The following is a 20285-nucleotide window of genomic DNA, read 5'->3' as shown; positions in this document are numbered from 1 at the left end:
TCCGAGCAGATTGTCGCCACCGCGTTCAACCGCCAGACGCTGACCAACACCGAAGGCGGCACCGATCAGGAGCAGTTCCGCATCGAGGCCTGCATGGACCGCACGGAAACGCTCGGCACCGTCTGGCTCGGTCTCACCGTCGGCTGCGCACGTTGCCACACGCATAAATACGACCAGATCACACAGAAGGAGTACTACCAGCTCTTCGCCTACTTCAACAACGGTGACGAAGTGAACCGCGAGGTGCCCACCTCGCCCGAAGCCTGGGACGAATACGCCAAAAAGAACGGCGATGCCGTGAAGAAGCTCATTCCGCTGCGCAAAGCACTCGATGACGCGAAGGCGCAACTGCCGGTCAAACTGCCCGAGTGGGAAAAGGGCATCAAAGAACGCCTCGCCAAGGCCGCTGCGGCCAAGGCTGTGCAAACGTTCGAACCGCTGCCGATCGCAAATGCCAAAGCGCTCTCCGCGAAAATGGAAAAACAGCCGGACGGCTCCTATCTCGCGCAAAACAAAGCGCCGAAGACCGACACTTACACGCTGGAAATCAACAACCATGCGAAGCAAATTACCGCATTGCAGATCGAAGTCCTGCCCGATGATTCCCTGCCCGGCAAAGGCCCCGGCTACAACAAAGGCGGCAACTTCGTGCTCACGGGGCTCAACGCCGCGATCCAACACGGCAAAACCACGCAGGAACTCCTCCTTCATTCACCGAAGGCCGACTTCGAGCAAAAGACCTTCACCGCCGACAAGACGCTCGACGCCGATGATCAGACCGGCTGGGCCGTCTCCGGTGCCACGGGCAAGAAGCACGTGCTCACCGTGCAGCTCGCCGCCCCCTATGTGCTGCTGCCGGGTGATTCACTCGTCCTCACCTTGGAGCAAAACTACAAGCAGCCCGGTCACACCATCGGACGCTTCCGTCTTCTCGCCGCCAGCGAAGAAACCGAAGACAGCATTCTGCCCGAAGCGATCCGCAAGATTCTCAGTGAAGAACCCAAACGCCGGAATCCGGTCGTGATCCAGCCGCTGTGGGCGTGGATGGCCAAAATCGATCCTCAAGTCGTCGCGGCGGATCGCGCCTTGAAAGCAGCGGAATTCAAACTTCCCAAAGAGCCCGTGATGGACGTGCGTGTGATCGCTCAGCGCACGAACAACCCGCGCAAAACCAATCTGCTGCATCGCGGCGATTTCCTGCAACCCGCCGACGAGGTCCAGCCATCCACGTTTGCCACACTGCCACCCGTGAAAGGCAGCACGCGCCTCGATCTCGCGCGCTGGCTCGTCAGCAAAAACAATCCGCTCACCCCGCGTGTGACGGTGAATCATTTCTGGACGCGTCTGTTCGGCGAAGGCCTCGTCCGCACTGTCGCGGACTTCGGCGTGCGTGGCGAACCGCCCACACATCCTGAACTGCTCGACTGGCTGGCCGACGAATTCATGCGCCAGGGCTGGAGCCGGAAGAAAATTCTCAAGACCATCATGATGTCGGCCACCTATCGCCAGAGCAGCGCGATCCCGGCCAACCTGCCCCCGAAGGTGATGGAACTCGATCCGAAGAACTCGCTTCTGTGGCGTCAAAACCGCCTGCGTGTCGATGGCGAAGTCGTGCGCGACCTCTATCTCGCCGCCGGCGGTCTGCTTTCCTCCAAGATCGGCGGCCCCAGCGTCTTCCCACCGATTCCCGAAGGCGTCGATGCGCTCAGCTACGCCGGCAATTTCAAATGGACTACCAGCAAGGGCGAGGACCGCTACCGCCGCGGCATGTACACCTTCTTCAAACGCACCGCTCCGCATCCGGACCTCACCGCCTTCGACTGTCCGGATGCCAACACGACCAACGTCAAACGCACCGTTTCCAACACGCCCCTGCAAGCGCTGACCACACTCAATGCCGAAGCGTTCGCCGAAGCCGCGCAGGCGCTCGCTGCTCGTGTATTGAACGACTCGTCACTCAAAGACGACACTTCCCGCCTTACGCGCGCCTTCCGCCTTTGTGTTTCACGTTCTCCTTCAGCCAATGAACTCGCATCGCTGCAAAAGCTGCTCGACGAATCACGCTACACCTACCAAAACGGCCCCGCCGAAGATGTGAAGTCTGTCATCAGCAGCCCCGTTGAGCCAGGCATCTCAAACATCGAAACCGCCGCCTGGACAGCCACGACACGCATCGTCCTGAACACGGATGAGTTTATCACCCGCGAATAGGTGTGAACTCGTCTGCGCCGAACGATCAACGGACCATCATCGCTTCTTGGATGACTCACACGGGAATCGGCAGGTGACAATGACTCCGCGTTTGGGTTTCGTATGAATGGTGAGCCGGGCGCCGATAAGGTTGGCACGGTAGTCCATCACACGGACGCCGATGCCGTTGTGCCCCTCGGACTTGAGCTTTTTGAGACCGGTGCCGTCATCTTCGATCCGCAGTTCGCACTCGGAGGAACTGACGCGCTGAAGCGAGAGTTTCACCTGAGTGGGTTTTCCATGACGCAGGGCGTTGTTGACCGCCTCCTGAGCGATGCGGAAGAGATGTGACTCAATGTCGCTGTTGGAAATGTCGATGCTGGCGTCCACCTGGCAGTCGCACGGCGTGCGGAAGTTCGTGCGCACGGTCTCGGCCAGCAGTTGCAGGGCGCCGACAAAACCACGGTACTTCACCCCGGTCGGCGATAGCCCGTGGGACATGCGGCGCACTTCGGAGACCGACTGACGCAGAAGTTCGTGAATGCGCAGGGCCTGCGCCTTGGCCGCCCCTTTCAACTCCGCCTCCAGCGCCTCCATCATGACGACAATGCCGGTCATGGTCTGACCGACGCCATCGTGAAGATCATGCCCCACTCGCGCCTGCTCCTGTTCCACCACACGGAGCACCTCCTGCTGCAGGCGGTTGCGTTCCGTCATGTCCGTTCCGGTGACCACGATGCGATCCAGACTGCCATCCGGCTTGCGCGTGGCGGTGCTGCGCAGTTCGACACTGCGCCACTCTCCTCCCTTCGTCCGCAAACGCGAATCAGCGGGCGGATTGTCCTCGCCACGCAACAGGCGCGCAAAACGTTCCTTCGACCTGACAGTCTCCGCCGGATCCATGAGACCGATTTCCCACGGCGTTTTGCCGATCACCTGCTTGTGAACGTAGCCCATCGTGGAATAAAACGCCGAGTTTGCGTGCACAAAGCGCCCGTCCAGGTCCAGCACGACGATGAATGCGGAGGTATGGCTGACCAATGCCTCATTGTAGGCCAGCTCACGGCGATATTTCAGCTCCGTTTGCTTGCGCTCCGTGATGTCCTCCACCACTGCAACATGACGCAGCGGCGGCTCGCCGGGGAGCCACATGGGCGAAACCGTCAGGTTGATCCAGGTCAGGTTGCCGTCGGGATCCATGTTGCGCTTCTCCATGTTGAAGCTGGAGATTCGCCCGGCTTTGAGGTCCTCCATTTGATTGAGATCATCCTTCAGGTCCTCCGGATAGGTCACGTCCATGAAGGTCAGCTTCAGCATTTCCTCGCGGGTGCGGCGGTTGATTTCGCACATCCGCTGGTTCACGTTGAGATAGTGACCCGTGGGGGTTTCGATCTCGGCCATTCCCACGGCGGCCTGCTCGAAAACGGCACGGAAACGTTTTTCACTCTCGCGCAGCGCCTGCTCGGCCCGCTTGCGCTCCTCGATGTCTGAGATGGTGCCGATCATGCGGACCGCTTCACCTTTTTCATTCCAGTCGGCCTCGCCACGGGCGACAAACCACCGGTACTCCTCGCCCTTGGTGCGCAGGCGAAATTCCACCTGATAGGGCGCCCTCTTCTCGAAGTGCGCCTTCCGCGCCGCCAGAAGCCTCGGCAGGTCCTCGGGGTGCAGGCGCGACAAAAACGACTCCTGGGTCCCGCCCGAAAGTTCCTCTTCGGCAAAACCCAGGATCTCTTTCCAGCGCGGAGAGAGGTAGGTCTGACCGGTCACAATGTTCCAATCCCACAGTCCATCCGTGGTCGCACGCATGGCGCGGGAATAACGCTCTTCGCTAATCTCGAGTTCCTTCTCCTGCTGTTCACGTTCGATCGCCAGAGCTGCAAGCCGGGCCGCCGCGATGATCGCTTGGATTTCCATCTGGTCCGGTGTGTGAATGTCACGGCGATAGCAAGCGAACGCCCCCAGCACCTTCCCTGACCCGGTCACCACAGGTTCCGACCAGCAGGAGTGCAGTTTCGCCTTCGACGCCAGTTTGTGAAATGGCGCCAGCCTTGATTCGGCGAGCACATCGGAACAAATCACCCGCTTGCCGGTATGGGTGGCGACACTGCAAATGCCGACGTCAGGAGCGATCGGCAGTCCGTCCAGCGCTTTCCTGACGTAATCTGGCAGGCTCGGAGCCGCATGCAGTTTGAGATGCGTGCCTGCATCGTTTGCAAGCATCACGCTGCAGCGCATGTCCGGATGCCCTGCCTCCACAGTGCGCACGATCGCCTCCAAAACCGCGGCACAAGGAGCGCCGTCCACAATCAGCTTCAGGTTGTGAGCTTCGCGTTCTTCCGCCGCTTTGCGTCGAGAGATGTCCTCCAGCGTCCCCGTCATGCGCAGGGCCACGCCCCGGCTGTCACGACTTATCACCTTGCCACGCCCCATCACCCACTTCCATGAACCGTCCTTGCACTGAAGACGGAACTCCCGGGCAAATCCGTCGGTCTTTTGCAGCAAATGATCGTTCACCGCGGCCTTGGTGCCTGCCAGATCCTCCGGATGCAGAGTCTTTTCCCATCCATGCACTCCGTCAGCAACGGATTCATTGGACGCATAACCCAGCATGATCTTGAACTGGCTGGACCGGAACACCTTGTCCTGGGTAATGTCCCAGTCCCACACGCCGAAACCAGAGCTCTCCAGCGCGAACTTCCAGCGCTCCTCCCCTTCATGCAGCCGCTGCTCCGCCAGCACCCGCTCCGTGATGTCACGTCCGACGGACTGGATCTCCTGCATCAGCCCCTTCGCATCGAAGAAAGCCCGGTTGATGAACTGCATCCAGCGCACCCGCCCCGCAGCGTCATAAATGCGGTTCTCAATCACCCCCACCGGATTCTTCGGTGTCAGCAAAGCCAGTTTTGCCTCGATCATCGCCACATCGTCGGCGTATGCGACAGGCTGCCAGCGGTGCCCCACAAGATTCTCCCGCTTCATGCCGAACACACGGCAAAACACCTCGTTCACATAAGTGAGCGTCCCATCCCTTCGAAAGCGGCAGATGGTCTCGGTCAGATCATTCACCACCATGTGGTGAGGATCCTCTTCCGCCGTCGAAACGACGGCTGACCGGGACTTGCGGGCTTTCATGGCTTCACGGGATGTAATGGCTTCACGGGATGTAACCCATCGACTTCATCCATTCTGCAACTCGGTTCGGCCAGTCATTCACCGGTCCGCCACTCTTGCGCATGCCAAAACCGTGGCCGCCTTTGGCGTAAATGTGCAGCTCGCAGGGCAGATTGAGCTTCTTGTATTCCAGGTAGAGAAGCGCGCTGCCGCTTGCCGGCCATGGATCGTCATTCGCGTGCACGAAGCACATGGGCGGCGCCTTTGCTGTCACCTCGAAGCCTGGCAGGAGCTTCGTCGGCTCCTCCTTGCTCACGAGGTAGGCCGGATAAACAGGAACAGCAAAGCTGGGGGTCGCATCATCCACATCCAGCGCGGGATCGGTCGTGTAGGTGCGGTCGTTGGCGTGCAACGTGGTCATGATCGTCAGATGACCGCCCGCAGAGAATCCCAGAATGCCGATGCGGTCCGGTTTGAGACCCCACTCAGTTGCATGGTGGCGGATCAGTCCCATCGCACGCTGGGCATCCTGCAAGGCCTCGCGACCGGGATCTTTCGGATCGCGCTTTGGCACTCGATACTTGAGCAGAATGCCCGTGACACCGTGTTGAACGAGAAAGTCGCATACCTGTGATCCTTCATGCTCATAGGCCAGGATGCCGTAACCGCCACCAGGACACACCATCACCGCTGTGCCATTGGGCTTCTCCGGCCTGAACACAGTGATCATCGGGTCGGTGACGTTCGTGATTCGCATCACATCATCGGCGGACTTCTTGGGCAGTTCCTTTTCCGCCTCGATCTTCACACCGGGCTGCTCCGGTGCGCCGCCGGGCCAAAGTTTCAACACAATAGGTTCGGCCGCAAAAAGGGACGATGAAACGAGAAAGAAAACGGGGATCAACTTCATGACACCGCCAATTGGAGCGGAAATCACCGTCCAACGCAAGGCAGCATCATGGCATCCCGCATGCCATGGAGGATTTTTTTGTCTGCCGGACACACAGTGGCCAGCACGCCTCCGAGCCGTGGATCATCATCTTCTTCCGATTTCGCGAAGTAATACGGACACAGCCGCACGCGGCTCTGCATCGCACGCGTGACCTGCTTGTCCTCATCCCATGCCGGATGCGTGACGACCTTTGCCCGATGAAACTCCTGCAGCACGAACGGATTCGTCGGGAAACTCGCCAGCGCCTCGTCGATGGCCGCCCCCCACTGCTCCTTCGACAGATCGTGGCCGATAAACACACCACGAGAGCCCCAGCCGCGCTCGGAGAATCCGCTGATCTTCAGCACGAGCTGCCGCTGCTTCCCGCCGAAGGTTTTCATTTCATGCCAGCTCTGGATGTCGAGCTTCGGCCACACCGCGAACGGCGGCAGCGGGACTGGATCGACCACCCAGCCCATCGGGATGCACTTTTTCAAAAGTGCCAGGTGCTCAGTGCTCAGTGCGGAGCTCCAGAAGTCTTCGAGAGCAGGCGACCAAAACAACGCGAGCCACAGCTTCTCTTCGAGGAAGGCTTTGATCGGCGGCGTGAAGGTCAGCTCACCACGCTCGGCCATGCGCAGCATCACATCGGCGTTCTCCACGTTTGCGAGGTCGAACAACTCGAAGAAGCGGTAAATTGCCGTGCCATTGAGTTCAAATGGCTCAACCTCCCACGGACGCAGCACGCGCCGGCCCAATCGATCCGCCAGCCAGCTCATCTCGGGCAAATAATCGCCGGACTCGCGTGAGATGAGGATGTCCTCGTTCGGAAAGGCATTCGCGAAGCCATCGATCATGCCCGTGGCTCCACCGAGCACGTCTTGATCGAGCGCCGCATACGTTTCATTCAGCCACGCTGTCAGACCGATGCCGCCGGGCAGCGAATCCAGCTCCGAAATGCTCACACCGGTTTCCGTCAGCACCAAATCCGGCCGCAGCACTCGCGGCAGATCTTCATGCCAGCGCGGATTGCGCCCGAGATCGATCACACGCTGCGGCTTGCCTTGATCCAGCAGCTTAGCCACCCATGGATGCGCTTTATCGAAGTACAACCAGTTGCACGCCCGCTGAAATGCCCGCAGCGCCGGTCCGAGTGCATGGATCAACTCCTCCGTCGCCGAATCCAACTCAAACGCCTCCGGCGACAGCACCCACTCCTTGTCCTGAAAAAAGCCTTGCTCAGGAAAAGAAGCGCGGATGCGGGTAATGGATTCAGCGGCGGATGCGGGCATTGCGAACGATTACGACAGACGAAAGAATCTGTCTCACTTCGTTTCCGCCACCTTCGTGTTGCCCGAAGGCAGGGTGCGAATGCGCTGCGTCGGACTGAGGCCGTACTTGTCGGGCTGATACATGGCCTCGATGCGGGCGGGCGGCGCGGTGGTGTCGCCTTCAGCGATGACGCGAGCGAGGTATTGCAAGCTGAACTTGCCCTTCGCAGGCGCGTAGTCGGTGAAGAACAGGGCGCGGTCGGTGCGAATCTCGCGATGGTCGCAGAACCAAGCTTGCGTGCCATCAGGAAGCTGGTCGCCTTCGCGCTCGCTCTGTGTGCCGAACTCGGGATTGATGGCTTCAAAGACGGCGGGCAGCGCGTCATCGATCGCGAGATAGCGGTCACCACCGCCGATTTCGATCTTGAGCGTGACGACAACCATGTCGCCGACGCGAAGGTCGTCGGTGCCGGAGGTGGAACCGTCCATGTTCAGCTCCTCGTAGGTGCGTTCGATGGCGTAGCCTTTGTTTTCGCCATGGAAATCGCGCTGCGGCGGGAAACTGCGGGCTTCGACACGGGCGAAGGCCTCGCGTCCGGCTGGCAGCGTGATGCTGAGAGGAGCGGCGCTGAGCGTTTGATTCAGCGCGAAGTTCACCTTCGCACTAGAGAAGCCGGCGGCGAGGTTCAACGGCTGGTTCTGCGTGTCCCAGTGTGCGTCCGCCGTGAGCGGCTCACCCGTTTTCTTCAAACTGCGCTCATAAGCCGCCAGCGCCGTAAGCGTCCACGCGTTGGTAAATGTGTTGCCCCACTCGCCACGGCCGTTACGGGATTGCAGGATGGAGACAGCGAGGTTTTCTGCGTCCTCGGTCAAACCCAGATGCGTGTAGCAGATCAGTCGCAGCGCCCTGTTCGCGCCGTTGCCTGCCCAATGGCTCCAGACGACCGGACGGGGTGCCGGGGTTGTCGACTTCGCTTTAGTTTTGGATTTCGACGCGACCTTGGCCTTGCTGTCAGTCTTCGTCGGAGCGGGAGGCGCGGGTGGTTTCCAGCCAAGTGTGTCTTTGATCTGTTGCTCAGGCGTGTTGCTGAGACACATCGACAGCGCGAGATAGAGACGGGCGGTCTCCGGCAGATTTTCGCGTCGGCCGAAGAGCAGGTTTTGATAAGCAGGCTCAGGTTTGCCGGCCTTGGCGAGCGTGTAGAGCGCCAGAGCAGAATCGGTGATGTTGTAGAGATCCTTTTCCTCATCGAGACCGCGCAGACGCTTTGAGAGATATTCGATCAGTTTGTTGATGGCATCCGCCGGAACGTCCGCCCCCTGATCACGCGCGCGCAGCAGAAGCATTCCGCCGTAAGCGCTGCCCCAGAAGCTCGATTCCTGGCCGCCGGGCCAGTAGGCCAGACCACCTTCATCCGTGGTCATTTGCAGGAGCTTGTTCACGCCCGCCTGAATGACTTCCTTCGCCTTGCCGCCGCCGAGTTGATCCGGGAACAGCGGTTCGTATTTGCCAAGCGCGAGCCATGGCATCGTGGCGGAAGTCGTCTGCTCCACGCAGCCATATGGATAGTGCAGCAGATAGTCGAGCGCATCGCGCGCTTCATACAGGCGGCTGTTGCTGATGCCCAGCGAGAGCTCGCCCTCCCCCTCGAGCAGCGCAGGATTCACCTCCTTGATGAGATTCTCCACCGGCTCATCGCCCTTGACGCGCGTGTAGCTGACATAGCGCAGCTCCGGCACGGGATGGTTTACGTCGAAGGTCGATTCAGTGCCGTCGTTTGCCTCAACGGGCCAGTTCACCGCACGGGCGGTCCACTTCCATTTCGCAGTGCCAAGCTGCACGAACTGCACCGGGAAGGCGGTGGCAGCGGTCTGGCCTGCCTTGATTTGAAGAATGACTTTCTGCTGCTTCGCGCTGCCACCCATGTCGGCCTTGAGAGAAGCAGGAATGAAGTCGCGCTTTTCCGCAATAAAGCTCGCTGTGTCGTCGAGATCGAGCGTGACCTCCACCGCACCGGAATGCGGCGTGGTGTTGTGCACGACGGCCTTCACGAGGAATTCATCGCCCAGTCGTGCGAATCGCGGCACGGCGGGCTCGATCATGAGCGGCTTGTTGATCTTGAACGCCGACTCCCCGCTGCCAAAACGATCCACTCCCTGCGCGGCGACGGCCATGATGCGATAGCGTGTGAGGTTGTCCGGTGCGGTGACGCTGGCGGTGTGTTTGCCCTGGGCATCCGTCATTCCCGAAGCGAGCCAGAGCGGCGTGGCGATGAAGTTTTTGCGAACGGTGATGTTCCCCATGTTTTCTTCACCGTCGCCACCGCCGATCACGAAGCCTTTGTTGCCACGATCGCGCGCGGCAAGCTCTTCAGGCAGCAGATCGTCGAACGAGGTAAAACTGTCCACGGCGAGCGGCAGTTCCTCGTGGAAAAACGCGGACGGATCCGGCGTCTGATGCCTCATGAGGCTCAGCACGCCCTCATCGACAGCGTAGAGCGTCACATCGGCCCCTGAAACAGGGGCACCTTTTGCATCGGTGATCGTGGTGGTGATGTTCACCGCTTCGGCAGGACGAACTTCCTCATGATCCGGCTGCACCGCGATCTTCAAATCCTTGGCATCCGACTCAACGGTGAGCGCGCAATACCCGATGCGATACTCCGGCATCTTGACCTGCTTCGGACTGGAGGCGGATCCTCGGATCACAATGACGGACACGAAGACGTTCGGGAATTCATCTTCACCGAGCGGCACACGAATGACGGGATTGTCGAGCGTGAGTTCGGTGACAAACTGGCGATGCACCTTGTTGCGTTCGAGGGTGACGAGCGCAGTGCCTGCGATGGGTGTTTTGACCACGATCACCGCATCATCGCCGGGTTTAAGCTTCGTCTTCTCTGGCTGGAGGTTCATGCGATTGCCGTCCTCCATCGCCCAAGGAAATTCACTGCCACCAACGGCGTAGAACGGCATGCGGGAGAGCACCTTGGTGCCCTTGGCATCGACTGACTCCGCCGTGACAAAATAAACGCCGCCCGCTGCAGGAGTGAACGGAATGCTCGCCGAAGGAGCCGAACCGGCGGTCGCCGGTTTCAAATCAACGCTCTGCTTCAGCTCCTCACGCAGAACGACCTGGTCCTTCGTGGTCGATCCGCCGCCTGCGGTGGCGATCTTGAGCGTGTGATACTCCTGACGCTCGACTTTGACCTCGACACGCACGTTTTCTCCCGCCGGAGCACCTTTGGAATCAATCGCCACGACCTCCAGTTGCAACGGCTTGCCGGCGCTGCCGAAATACTCCGGTCCTTTGAGACCCAGGAGAAAACTGGCGCCGGGAACTTCAAACTCAGCTGCGGAGCTGATCGTCTGCTCGTTGATGTCGGTGACTTCGGCGTTCACCCGCACGCGCTGTGGCAGGGCGGCGCGATCCGGCGGCGGCTGCGGCATCTCGAGCGTCGCGGTGCCGTCATCGGCGAGATAGAGATCGCCGTTCACAAACCATTCATTTTCCACATCGTCGTTCTGGTGACCTGAGTAATCGCCATCGGCATCGCGGTCCTGGGCATAGTGCGACCAGTAGGGCGCTTCGCCGAAGTGATATTGCCGGTATGCCTCGGGAGCCTCGTAATCACGTTGCGAGTTCGCGCTCCACTGCACCTTGGCCACGGAGAGGGCCTTGCCCATGTAGTAGTTGGCGCTGAGCGGGACCTGGATGCGGTCGGGCTGGAACTTGATCGCCTTCGTATCGAGCTTCACCTCAAAGGTGTTCGGCTTGTAGTCGTCGATTCGGAAGCTCATGCCGCCGCCGTCGCTGCTCTGGCTGTTGGCGTTGGGCGACTTGAGATTGACCGAGAGATCGTACCAGCCCGCAGGTCCGGTCGGGAGAACCACATCATCCGCCCAGGCGCCGGAAGCGGTGAATTTCACCGGTTTGTCGATGACGACGCGATAACGTGGATCACGAATGACGAGACGGCCTTCCGCAGGCGCCTGATCGAGGCTCAAATCATCGCCGGTGAGCAGACGCGTGTGAGCTTTGAAGTGCGCAGTGTCCCCAGGCTTGTAGAGCGGGCGGTCTGAAAACACAAACGTGCGCCGCTGCGGCTGCCAGACGTCCTCCCAGGCCTGTGAGATGTCGTAGGGAACGCCGATGCCGCTGCTGTTGCACTCGATCACCGCACAGTCGCCGTCCTTTTCCGCCAGCACAAAGGCAGGGGTGGCCCCTGCAGCGGTGGCGATGCCGCTGGCATCTGTGTCACCATAACCGACGAGCTTCAGGTCGGAATCGACCAACGTGAGACGAACACCTGACACCGGTTTGCCGGTTTCAAGCGACGTGACGAAGACCATCGTCTGACGTCCGGTGCTCTTTTGCATGATCCCAAGATCGGTGAACTGCACCAGCGTCTGCGTGACCACCCCCTTTTGGGTGACTCCGGCTGCAGCCGTGCCCTCGAGCTCGATGAACAACGGCGCCGCCGGATAGTCCCCCAGCACCTCACGCCAGTTCAGCTTCAGGATCTCGCTTTGATCGAGCGGCTTGTTCACCGGGAAGCTGCGGTCAAACACCTGCGCGCCGGGGTAGGCGTCGATGGACTGCATCTTATAGGCCGCGCGTTGCTTGTCGTTGCCATAGTAGGCGGAGCGGTAGGCGCGATATTGATCGAGCGCCTTGAGCAGTTCGGGGCCGTTTAGGCGCTTCGCACGCACGCGCACCTGCTTCACATTGGCCGCACTGAATTCATAACCGGCGGCTCCTTTGGCGAGCTGCGCGTTGATGAACGTCGGCGCCGCCACGTAGGGCGGATTGGGAATGAAGGTGACGCTGTTCTTCACCGGCGCACCGAGCACCATGCCGTCGCCCGAGGCCATTGCCGGATCGACGGTGATGGTGTGGGGTCGCGAGAGCGGGAATTTGCCGCTGATACGCAGCGTGCGGTAAAACACCTCGGCCTTCGTTTCACCGGCGGGAATTGGATCGATGTGCACCAGCGCAGCCAGCTTCTTCGCAAATGCGGCTTCCTCCTCGGGTTTCATGTCTTCATCCGAAGGCGGCAGCAGGCGCTTGTTGAAGTCGATGTCGATGTAGTAGTCGCTGTCGAACGGAGTATGGGCGCTGACCGAACGCACCTGGAAGGGTTTGATCTCACCAAGCACGATGTCATCGCCTGTGGCGATCTGGTTGTGGCCCGATGCGTTGCTCAGTGTCTCGGCGATGACCAGACGCCACTTCCCGATGGTGAGCGGCGAGGCGGGCTCGACGATGATTGCGCTGAGACGGGCAGCGGCGTCCACGACGACCGGCTTCGCTTTCGAGATCTCCTCCGCCCACGTCTGCTGCGGCTCGGTGCTCATGCGTGAGAAATCCTTCCCGTTGGCGTGGCGGATCCTGGCTGCAATCGGTTGAGGGGAGTTTTCACTGACAAACTTGATATGTTTCGCAACTTCCTCGGGCGCCACGCTGTCGTTGAACTCAAACAGGAAGCGCGGGCTGCGATTTTGCGCGTCGTCGTCGAACCAGCGCGGATGCTGGTCGATGATGCGAAAGCGGGCGCTTTCGACGGAATCAAGCTTCTCGGTGGAGAGCGGCTTGCCGGCGAGATCGGTCAAACCGGTGCGCAGTTTGAAATCATAGCCGGTGGCGAACTGCGGTGCCTCCGTGAGGTGATAGTGACCGCTGCGCGTGCTCGTCCATTCAAACGTGCCGGTGAGTTCCGGCGTGACGACGAGCGGCGAAGCGGACTCTGTTTTGCCGATGCGATCCTTGGCGACCATCGGCGTCGGAAACACGACCTCGATGGTCGAGTCGGGGGCCAGTTCCACCGGATTGATGGTGATCTCGGCGTGCAGCTCCTGAGGGGGCTGTTCTATGGCGTTGGAACGGCCCTTCACAGGAGCCGCGGAAACAAATGAGGCTGCAAACGCCAGCATCATGGCTGGCAGCAGCACGGGGCTGAAAGTGTTTTTCATGGCGAACAGTGGGTTCGCCGAGAGAGTAGCACGCCACCCGGGGGGGCGAGGACATTTTTGGGAAGTTTTTGGAAACCGCTCGCCGCCTCACTTCAACGCCCACACCTTCGCATTGTCGAAGGCGACCTCCTGCCCGTCCTTGCCGCCCATGCGGAAGACGAGACCGGGCTTTTTGACGTGGAAATCGGGCGCGGTGGCCTTGAGCGGTTCCTTTCCTGCAATCTGGGCGACGACGTTGTCGCCTTTGCACTCGAGCATCAGCGTGTAGGTCGTGGCGGGATCGAAAGCCGTTTCCGCTTTGGCGTGAACCTTGGTTTTGCTGTTGGGATCAGCCTTGTCGTTGTGCTCAATCAAACTCCAGCCGGCTTTGCTGATCGTGACGGAGAGCAGATGACCCTTCTTCTTCAATTCGCCGGGCGCGGGATCGAACCCGAGGTTGATGATTCGGGCGTCGCCGAGTTTAAAGTCGATCTGTACAGCGCAGTCCTGTATCGGCAGGCGAAAGCGAAATGCTCCGATGTGCATGTCACTGGACTTCTCGGCGGCAAGAAGAACACCATCGGCCACGCGCAGTGTTCCGGTGTTCGCATTCCAGCCATTCGGCACCTCGGAGCCACTGAAGGTTTCGTCGAGCAGTTTGTCCCCCAGCGTGCCGAGCGTCGGCGTCAGGTCCGCAGCATTCGTGATAGTTGTGACGGCGAGAAGGAGGAAAAGACGCGAGAGTTTCATGCACGGGCTGAAACGCCAATGCGCCCTGGAAATTGCGCTTCGGTTCAAAGCTATGCTGCTGCCAATCGCCTCGCCCACGCGTCCGCCTCGATGAGCGCATCGAGATTCGGATGCGCGACAACTTGATGCGCGGTCATGACGCGTTCAACGGTCTGCCAGATGCCGGGGAATTTGATTTTGCCGTTCAAGAAGGCATCGACGGCAACTTCGTTGGCCGCATTGAGGACGGCCGGCAGCGTGCCGCCGACGGTTCCGGCATGGCGGGCGAGATTGAGAGCGGGAAAATCATTCACGCGCGGTGCTTCGAAGTGCAGCGCGCCGACTTGGGCGAAGTCGAGCGGCTTGAGGTTGTTGGGCACGCGGTCAGGCCAGGTGACGGCGTATTGAATTGGAAAGCACATGTCACTGTGGCTGAGCTGAGCGATGACGCTGTTGTCGGCAAACTCGACCATGCTGTGCACGATGCTCTGCGGATGCACGACAACCTCGATCTTGTCCATCGGCACATCGAAGAGCCACTTCGCCTCGATCATTTCGAGGCCTTTGTTGAAGAGCGTGGAGCTGTCGATCGTGATCTTGCGGCCCATCGTCCACGTCGGATGTTTCAAAGCCTGCGCGACGGTGACGTCGGCGAGTTGATCCGCAGGCAGCGTGCGGAAGGGGCCGCCGCTGGCGGTGAGCAGAATGCGCTGCACGTCACTTTGGCGATGGCCTTCGAGGCACTGGAAGATGGCGTTGTGCTCGCTGTCCACGGGCAGGATGTTCACGCCCTTCCGCTTCGCTGCCTCGGTGACGGCTTCGCCAGCCATGACGAGGATTTCCTTGCTGGCGACGGCGAGATGCATGCCGCGCTCGATGGCGGCAAGCGCCGGAGCAAGCCCCGCTGTGCCGACGATGGCGACGAGGACCATGTCGGCCTCGGATTCATTCACGAGATCAACGAGCCCCTGTGCTCCGACATGCACCACGACATCCGCAGGAAGCAAGGCACGCGCCCTGGCTGCCGCAGCCGCATCGGTGAGAGTCACCTGCTTCACGCCGGTCTCGCGGACTTGCTCGATGAGTGATTCCACGCTGCTGTTCGCGGCCAGGCCCACCATCTGCATGCGCTCTGGAATATCTCGCGCGACCTTAAGGGCGCTGGTGCCGATGGAACCGGTGGAGCCGAGGAGGAGAACTTTGCGCATCACAGGGCTTGGTTTGGCCTAACGAGCGATGGCGGACAAGTAAAAATAAAACACTGGAGCCGTGAAGAGCAGGCTGTCCGTGAGATCGAGGATGCCTCCGATCCCCGGCAGCGTGTGGCCGCTGTCCTTGATGGCGACGCAGCGCTTGAGCACGGATTCGGCGAGATCGCCGGTTATCGCGGTGGCGCAAAGGATCAGAGCGAGCGCCATTCCATGCGGCCAGGTGATGAGCGGAATCTGGTCGGGAATCAACGACAGCAAAACGGCCGCGGCCAAAAATGATCCGACGAAGGCGCCAACGAAACCCTCCCATGACTTTGCCGGACTGATGTGCGGGATCATTTTGTGCTTTCCAAACAACACACCAAAGACATAGGCGCCCATGTCGCTGAACTTTGTCACTGCGACGAGGAAGAGCACGAGGGAGATTCCCGTGATGCCTTTGCCTTCGGAATGGAAATACATGAGCCGGGCGATGAAGCCGAAGAAGATCACGGTGTAGACGACGCCGAAAACGGTGTTGAAGATGCGCTGCATGGTCACGGCGCCTTCGAGCTGGTGGCGATAGCACAGCAGGAACGATCCATGCACGCTGGCCGTCAGCGCCGCGAGATCTAGCCACATCGGCGGCACGTCCTGGCGCGTCGTCGTGAACCAGATGACGATCCCCCAGTAAACAATGCAGATGACAAAGCCGAGCGCGTTGAAGGAGCGCGCCTGCGGATCATTGCGCAAAAGACGGTAGTACTCGACGGCTCCGGCCACGCCAAAGAAGCCGGTGATCGCAATGATCAGCCAGGTGTTCTGCCACTGCAGAAAGGCCACGGCCAGCAGCGACCAAAGGATCAACGTGCTGAACAGGCGGGACGCGAAGACGCGCCGCTTGCTGGGCGGACTGGAGGCGGCGGGTTGGGACATGCGGCGGATTGGGGAGCGCCCATTTAGAGCGTATCCCACTGGTGAGAGCAATGCGATTTCGCGTTTGGCATTCCTTCACGCACCGTTAATTTCAATCCTCATGGCAGCCTACGTCATCCAGCCCGGCGACACTCCGATGGGCATAGCGCGCAAGTTCGGCATGAGCTTCGACCAGTTCAAGGCCATCAATCCCGGGCTGTGCGACGCGAACAACAATTGCCGCATCCTGTTTCCCGGGCAGGTGTTGCAGGTGCAGCCAGCAGTTGGTGCGCCGGCCGCCCCTGCCAATCCGACACAGCCTGCGGCGGGTTTTGTTCCGCAAACACCGCCTTGGATGGAATGCGCTTTGCGCGAGCAAGGCGTGGCGGAATGGAATCCCGGCGACAATCCGCGCATCGTCGAATACCTCGCGAGCGTGGGAGTACGCGGCGGAGACGAGACGAGCTGGTGCGCCGCGTTTGTGAACTGGAGCATTCGCAAGGCCGGCTTTCGCGGTCACAACACCGGCCTCGCCGGCCAGTGGATCAGCTACGGCAAGGCCGTCGCTCCGACATATGGCTGCGTCGTCGTGCTGCAGCCTCTGAGCGCCGGCGCCAGCGGTCATGTGGGTTTCCTCCATGCGATGGATCTGAGCAACGTCTGGCTGCTCAGTGGCAATAGCGCCAATCGCGTACGCATCTCCGCCTACTCCCGTGGCAAACTGGCGGCAGGACAGTGCTTTCGCTGGCCGGCGTGATCAAAAACCACCTTCGAAAAAGGCGCGCAGATCGTGCAGGTCGGGCGACTTGATGCAGACTTCGGCGAGATTGGAAACCGCGGCGGGAATGTGCTGCTCGTAGTGCGGTTTGCCGAGATTGCGGCTGAGATTAGCGTAGGCCCCGATGGCCTGCATCAGACGCTGGGCGGCGCAGAGGTGGAAGACTTCCTGCAGTTCGTTCCAGTCGAGATTGCGATGTACGGCATAATAGCGCAGCAGCAGATCACGCTCCTCGCTCGCGAGGCTTACATAAGGATCGTAGAGCAGCGAGGCGAGATCATACTCGGCCCGCCCCAGACGCAGCCCTTGGTAATCGACAAGCCAGGCATCGCCGTTTCGAATGAGCACGTTTTGACTTTGGAAATCACGATGTACCAGGCAGCGCGGCAGTTGCGCGAGACGCTGTCGGAGCTGTTTGAGAGTCTGTCGCGCATTACCGAACTCGGGATCGGCAAAATCACGCCCCAGATAACCGCGGACGAAGTGATCGAGGAAGTAGTTCTGCTCCCATTCGTAGAGCGCCTCGTCGAAGGCGGGTTCCAGTTCGTCGAGATCGGCCTTGCTGAGATTTTTCTCCTCGACGCCATGGAACTTGGCAGCCTCCCGCAAAGTGGCCTCATACAACGGCCCCCGCAGGTCCCATGGCTGGTCATTGAAAGACTGCAGATCCACACGGCCCAGATCCTCAAGCCAGACGCAGAGACGCTGCTCGTCGAAAGCGAACACCTGCGGCACATGAGCGCCGATCTTTGCCAGCCGATGTGTGGCGGGGACGAATTTGGGATTGTCACGCCGGGCCAGCGAATAGACCATCAGGATCATCGGCTCCCGGCCGTCCTGCCACATGAGACGATAAAAGTGGCGGTCCGAAGCGCCCTTGAGGATCACTTCGACCTTGCACGGCAGACTGTTCAGTTCAGGAAACTGTTCGCGGGTGAATGAAAGCAGGGCCTCGTGTTCGGACAACATGGGAAGCCTTCAGTATAACCCACTGCCGCGTATTTGTGCCTTAGAAATCTGCATCTTCCCTCTCGCCCGAGGCAACGATGCCACTGCGCACGATGCAGCGCTTCAACACCGAACCTTCGGCCACACGCCCTCCCGGCCAGACGATGGTGTCCTCGAGTTGAGCCCCTGATTCGATCACCGCCCCGGCTCCCACGACATTGATGCCACGCAGGACAGCCCCGTCCTCGATTTTCGCCGCCGGGTCAATGGCGGGGCCATACATGCCGTTCAGCGCCGAATGGGCTGAAAGGTAGGCCGTGCGGCTGCCCAGATCCCACCAACTGCCTTCATCAATGACCACGGCGCCGAGTCTCGCCCCTTCGCGGATCATGTTAAGGAAGATGGGAATGACGGACTCCACCTTGCCGGGCGTGATCCAGTCATGAATCGCCGGATCGCAGGCATAGATGCCGGTGAAGAGATATTTCCCCTCGTCGCCTGTGCCGAGTTTGTTGCGAATGTCGGTCACGAGTCCCCGCTCGGGATACCAAGCGATGTGCAGCGACGGCCCATGACTGCGCAGGGCCAGGGTGACGAGATTGCCTTTCTCTCGATGCTCGTCGAGAAGCGGCTTGAGCGGCAGGTCCGTGAGGATGTCGCCGTTATAGACGATGAAGGGGTCATTCCCGAGCAGGTCGCGCACGTTAGCGATGCCGCCGGCCGTTTCGAGGCGCACAGGACTCTCGTTGCGGAACTGCACCGGCGTCCCGCGATAGGTTTGATCCGGAAACGCCTGTGCATAGGCCTCGGGAATGTGGTGGGTGTTGACCACGAGACGTGAAACACCTGCTGCCATAAGGTGATCAAACGCATAGGTGATCAGCGGCCGGTGGAACACGGGCACGAGGGGTTTCGGAAGCTGTTCCGTCAACGGTCGGAGCCTTTCACCAATGCCTGCGCCCAATACAAATGCCTGATTCACGCGCGGCATTTACGCGGACACGATGACGGCGCAATCGGAAGTTGCCGCCCGGACTCAGGGGACACGCTTCTTGCGCAGCAGCGTGACGATAATCACCAAGCCCGCTACTGATGCGACCACCGGCAGCGTGTAGCTGCCGCCAGCCCCCGTCTCGCACATCGGACACATAAGGTCCCCCGACGCCGCTGCTGAGTTGTCGACCGAGTCCGCCGTGATGGGTGGCGGCGCCTCGGTGCGCGGTTTGAAGGTCTTCAAATCGAGCACATAGCTGTTTTCCCCGGGAAAGAGAATCTGGTAGCGCTCCACCTTTTTGCCGAGTGCAGTGTTGTGATAGAGGACACTCAGCGTTCCCTCCGGCAGCGCCTTGATCGAGTATCCGGTGGTTCCCTCAGGAATCTTGCCCCGCCAGGTTCCGGTGAGCATCACGGGATCCTCAGGCGCCTTGAGGGGTGCGTTTTCCATGCCGGTGAACTCCCATGCAAACTCCGGCTTCAACTCTGCCGCGGGGTCCAGCACCACCTCAACCACGCGTTTGAGATAGTCGGCTGCCGTGGCCTTGAACTTGTCCCTGCGATCCTGCGCCGTGACCTCCAGGTCGGCGTTTGTGAGATAAGGGGCCACGTTGGGATCCGGCTCGAAACTGCGGGGGTCGATCTCCACCTGGAGCATCCAGTCTCCGTTTTGCTCGAAGTTGGCCCGCACCGCCACATCCGGCAGCGGATGAGCCACACTGGGAGAAACCAGTGCCAGGAGGGTGGCAAGGGAGAGACTGAAGGCAGCGTTCTTCATCCGGCCAGCGTGGCACAGACCGTCCCCCCGTGACGAGCTTTTTTGCCAAACTGCACATTTTTTGATTGTCACGCAGACCCGGTCTCGTTTTGAATCAGTGCAAATCCGCTCGGTCAGTTCCCTGCCGGAAAGCTAACCATACCCAAGCCCATATGAAATCCATCCTCACCACCCTCGCCGTCATTGGCCTCTCCGCCTCTGCTTTCGCAGGATGCGGCAAAACCGAAACCACCAGCGGCAAGCTCAAGTCCGTTGATTCCGACTCCAAGTCAATCGTGATCGAAGCCAGCGGCAAAGACGTCAAACTGACCCTCACCGCAGCCGTCAAAGACGCCGACAAGCTCATCGGCAAGAAGGTGACCGCCGTCAGCTCCCACAAGAAAGTGGAGTCCCTCAAGGAAGGCTGATCCCATTTGGGTGATTCAATCATCCACAAAGCCCGGAGGTGTCCCCTCCGGGTTTTTTTGTGCCCGAGAAGGCTTCCACCTTCCGCTGC

General features: G+C 60.2%; 13 protein-coding genes. 3 read left to right on the top strand and 10 right to left on the bottom strand.

What is annotated here, in order from left to right:
* The coding region (locus tag KDL09_RS15710; RefSeq protein WP_294387036.1) for a DUF1553 domain-containing protein at positions 1-2211 on the top strand (2211 nt) is incomplete at its 5' end.
* A gap of 36 nt (positions 2212-2247) precedes the next feature.
* Here the strand turns inward: KDL09_RS15710 and KDL09_RS15705 are convergent.
* The 7 genes from KDL09_RS15705 to KDL09_RS15675 all read right to left on the bottom strand — a co-directional run bounded on the left by KDL09_RS15705 (position 2248) and on the right by KDL09_RS15675 (position 16313).
* Positions 2248-5325 (bottom strand): PAS domain S-box protein, encoded by a 3078-nt coding sequence (locus KDL09_RS15705; protein ID WP_294387035.1) that lies wholly within the window; start codon positions 5323-5325, stop codon positions 2248-2250.
* A gap of 22 nt (positions 5326-5347) precedes the next feature.
* Complete coding sequence (locus KDL09_RS15700) at positions 5348-6214, bottom strand: alpha/beta hydrolase (RefSeq protein ID WP_294387023.1); 867 nt, start codon at positions 6212-6214, stop codon at positions 5348-5350.
* Between the two features lie 23 nt (positions 6215-6237).
* A complete protein-coding gene (locus KDL09_RS15695; protein WP_294387020.1) occupies positions 6238-7527 on the bottom strand; it encodes a hypothetical protein in 1290 nt (429 codons plus the stop codon).
* A gap of 33 nt (positions 7528-7560) precedes the next feature.
* A complete protein-coding gene (locus KDL09_RS15690) occupies positions 7561-13479 on the bottom strand; it encodes an alpha-2-macroglobulin family protein (protein WP_294387017.1) in 5919 nt (1972 codons plus the stop codon).
* 87 nt (positions 13480-13566) lie between these two features.
* On the bottom strand, positions 13567-14208 hold the full coding sequence (locus KDL09_RS15685) for a hypothetical protein (protein WP_294387014.1): 642 nt from the start codon (positions 14206-14208) through the stop codon (positions 13567-13569).
* A 50-nt stretch (positions 14209-14258) separates the two neighbouring features.
* Complete coding sequence (locus KDL09_RS15680) at positions 14259-15395, bottom strand: 1-deoxy-D-xylulose-5-phosphate reductoisomerase (protein ID WP_294387011.1); 1137 nt, start codon at positions 15393-15395, stop codon at positions 14259-14261.
* A gap of 18 nt (positions 15396-15413) precedes the next feature.
* Positions 15414-16313: a phosphatidate cytidylyltransferase gene (locus KDL09_RS15675; protein ID WP_294387008.1), complete on the bottom strand. Its 900-nt coding sequence runs from the start codon at positions 16311-16313 to the stop codon at positions 15414-15416.
* A 100-nt stretch (positions 16314-16413) separates the two neighbouring features.
* On the opposite strand from KDL09_RS15675, the gene KDL09_RS15670 reads away from it, so the two are divergent.
* Positions 16414-17049, top strand: a complete 636-nt coding sequence (locus tag KDL09_RS15670) for a LysM peptidoglycan-binding domain-containing protein (RefSeq protein ID WP_294387006.1) — start codon at positions 16414-16416, stop codon at positions 17047-17049.
* On the opposite strand, the gene KDL09_RS15665 is transcribed toward KDL09_RS15670, so the two are convergent.
* The 3 genes from KDL09_RS15665 to KDL09_RS15655 are packed head-to-tail and all read right to left on the bottom strand — an operon-like array spanning position 17050 to position 19789.
* The gene (locus tag KDL09_RS15665; protein ID WP_294387005.1) at positions 17050-18039 is read right to left on the bottom strand and encodes a phosphotransferase; all 990 of its coding nucleotides are present in this window, start codon (positions 18037-18039) and stop codon (positions 17050-17052) included. It abuts the gene before it with no gap.
* A 40-nt stretch (positions 18040-18079) separates the two neighbouring features.
* Positions 18080-19009, bottom strand: coding sequence for a sugar phosphate nucleotidyltransferase (locus KDL09_RS15660; RefSeq protein WP_294387003.1), 930 nt, complete (start codon positions 19007-19009; stop codon positions 18080-18082).
* A gap of 45 nt (positions 19010-19054) precedes the next feature.
* A complete protein-coding gene (locus KDL09_RS15655; protein WP_294387001.1) occupies positions 19055-19789 on the bottom strand; it encodes a hypothetical protein in 735 nt (244 codons plus the stop codon).
* Between the two features lie 152 nt (positions 19790-19941).
* Here KDL09_RS15655 and KDL09_RS15650 point away from each other — a divergent pair, with 152 nt between their 5' ends.
* Positions 19942-20196 (top strand): hypothetical protein, encoded by a 255-nt coding sequence (locus KDL09_RS15650; protein ID WP_294387000.1) that lies wholly within the window; start codon positions 19942-19944, stop codon positions 20194-20196.
* Positions 20197-20285 lie beyond the last annotated feature (89 nt).

This window comes from Prosthecobacter sp. (assembly GCF_020439865.1).
GTDB lineage: Bacteria > Verrucomicrobiota > Verrucomicrobiia > Verrucomicrobiales > Verrucomicrobiaceae > Prosthecobacter.
Note: the sequence above shows the minus strand (reverse complement) of the source record. Positions and strands in the feature narration are given on the sequence as shown.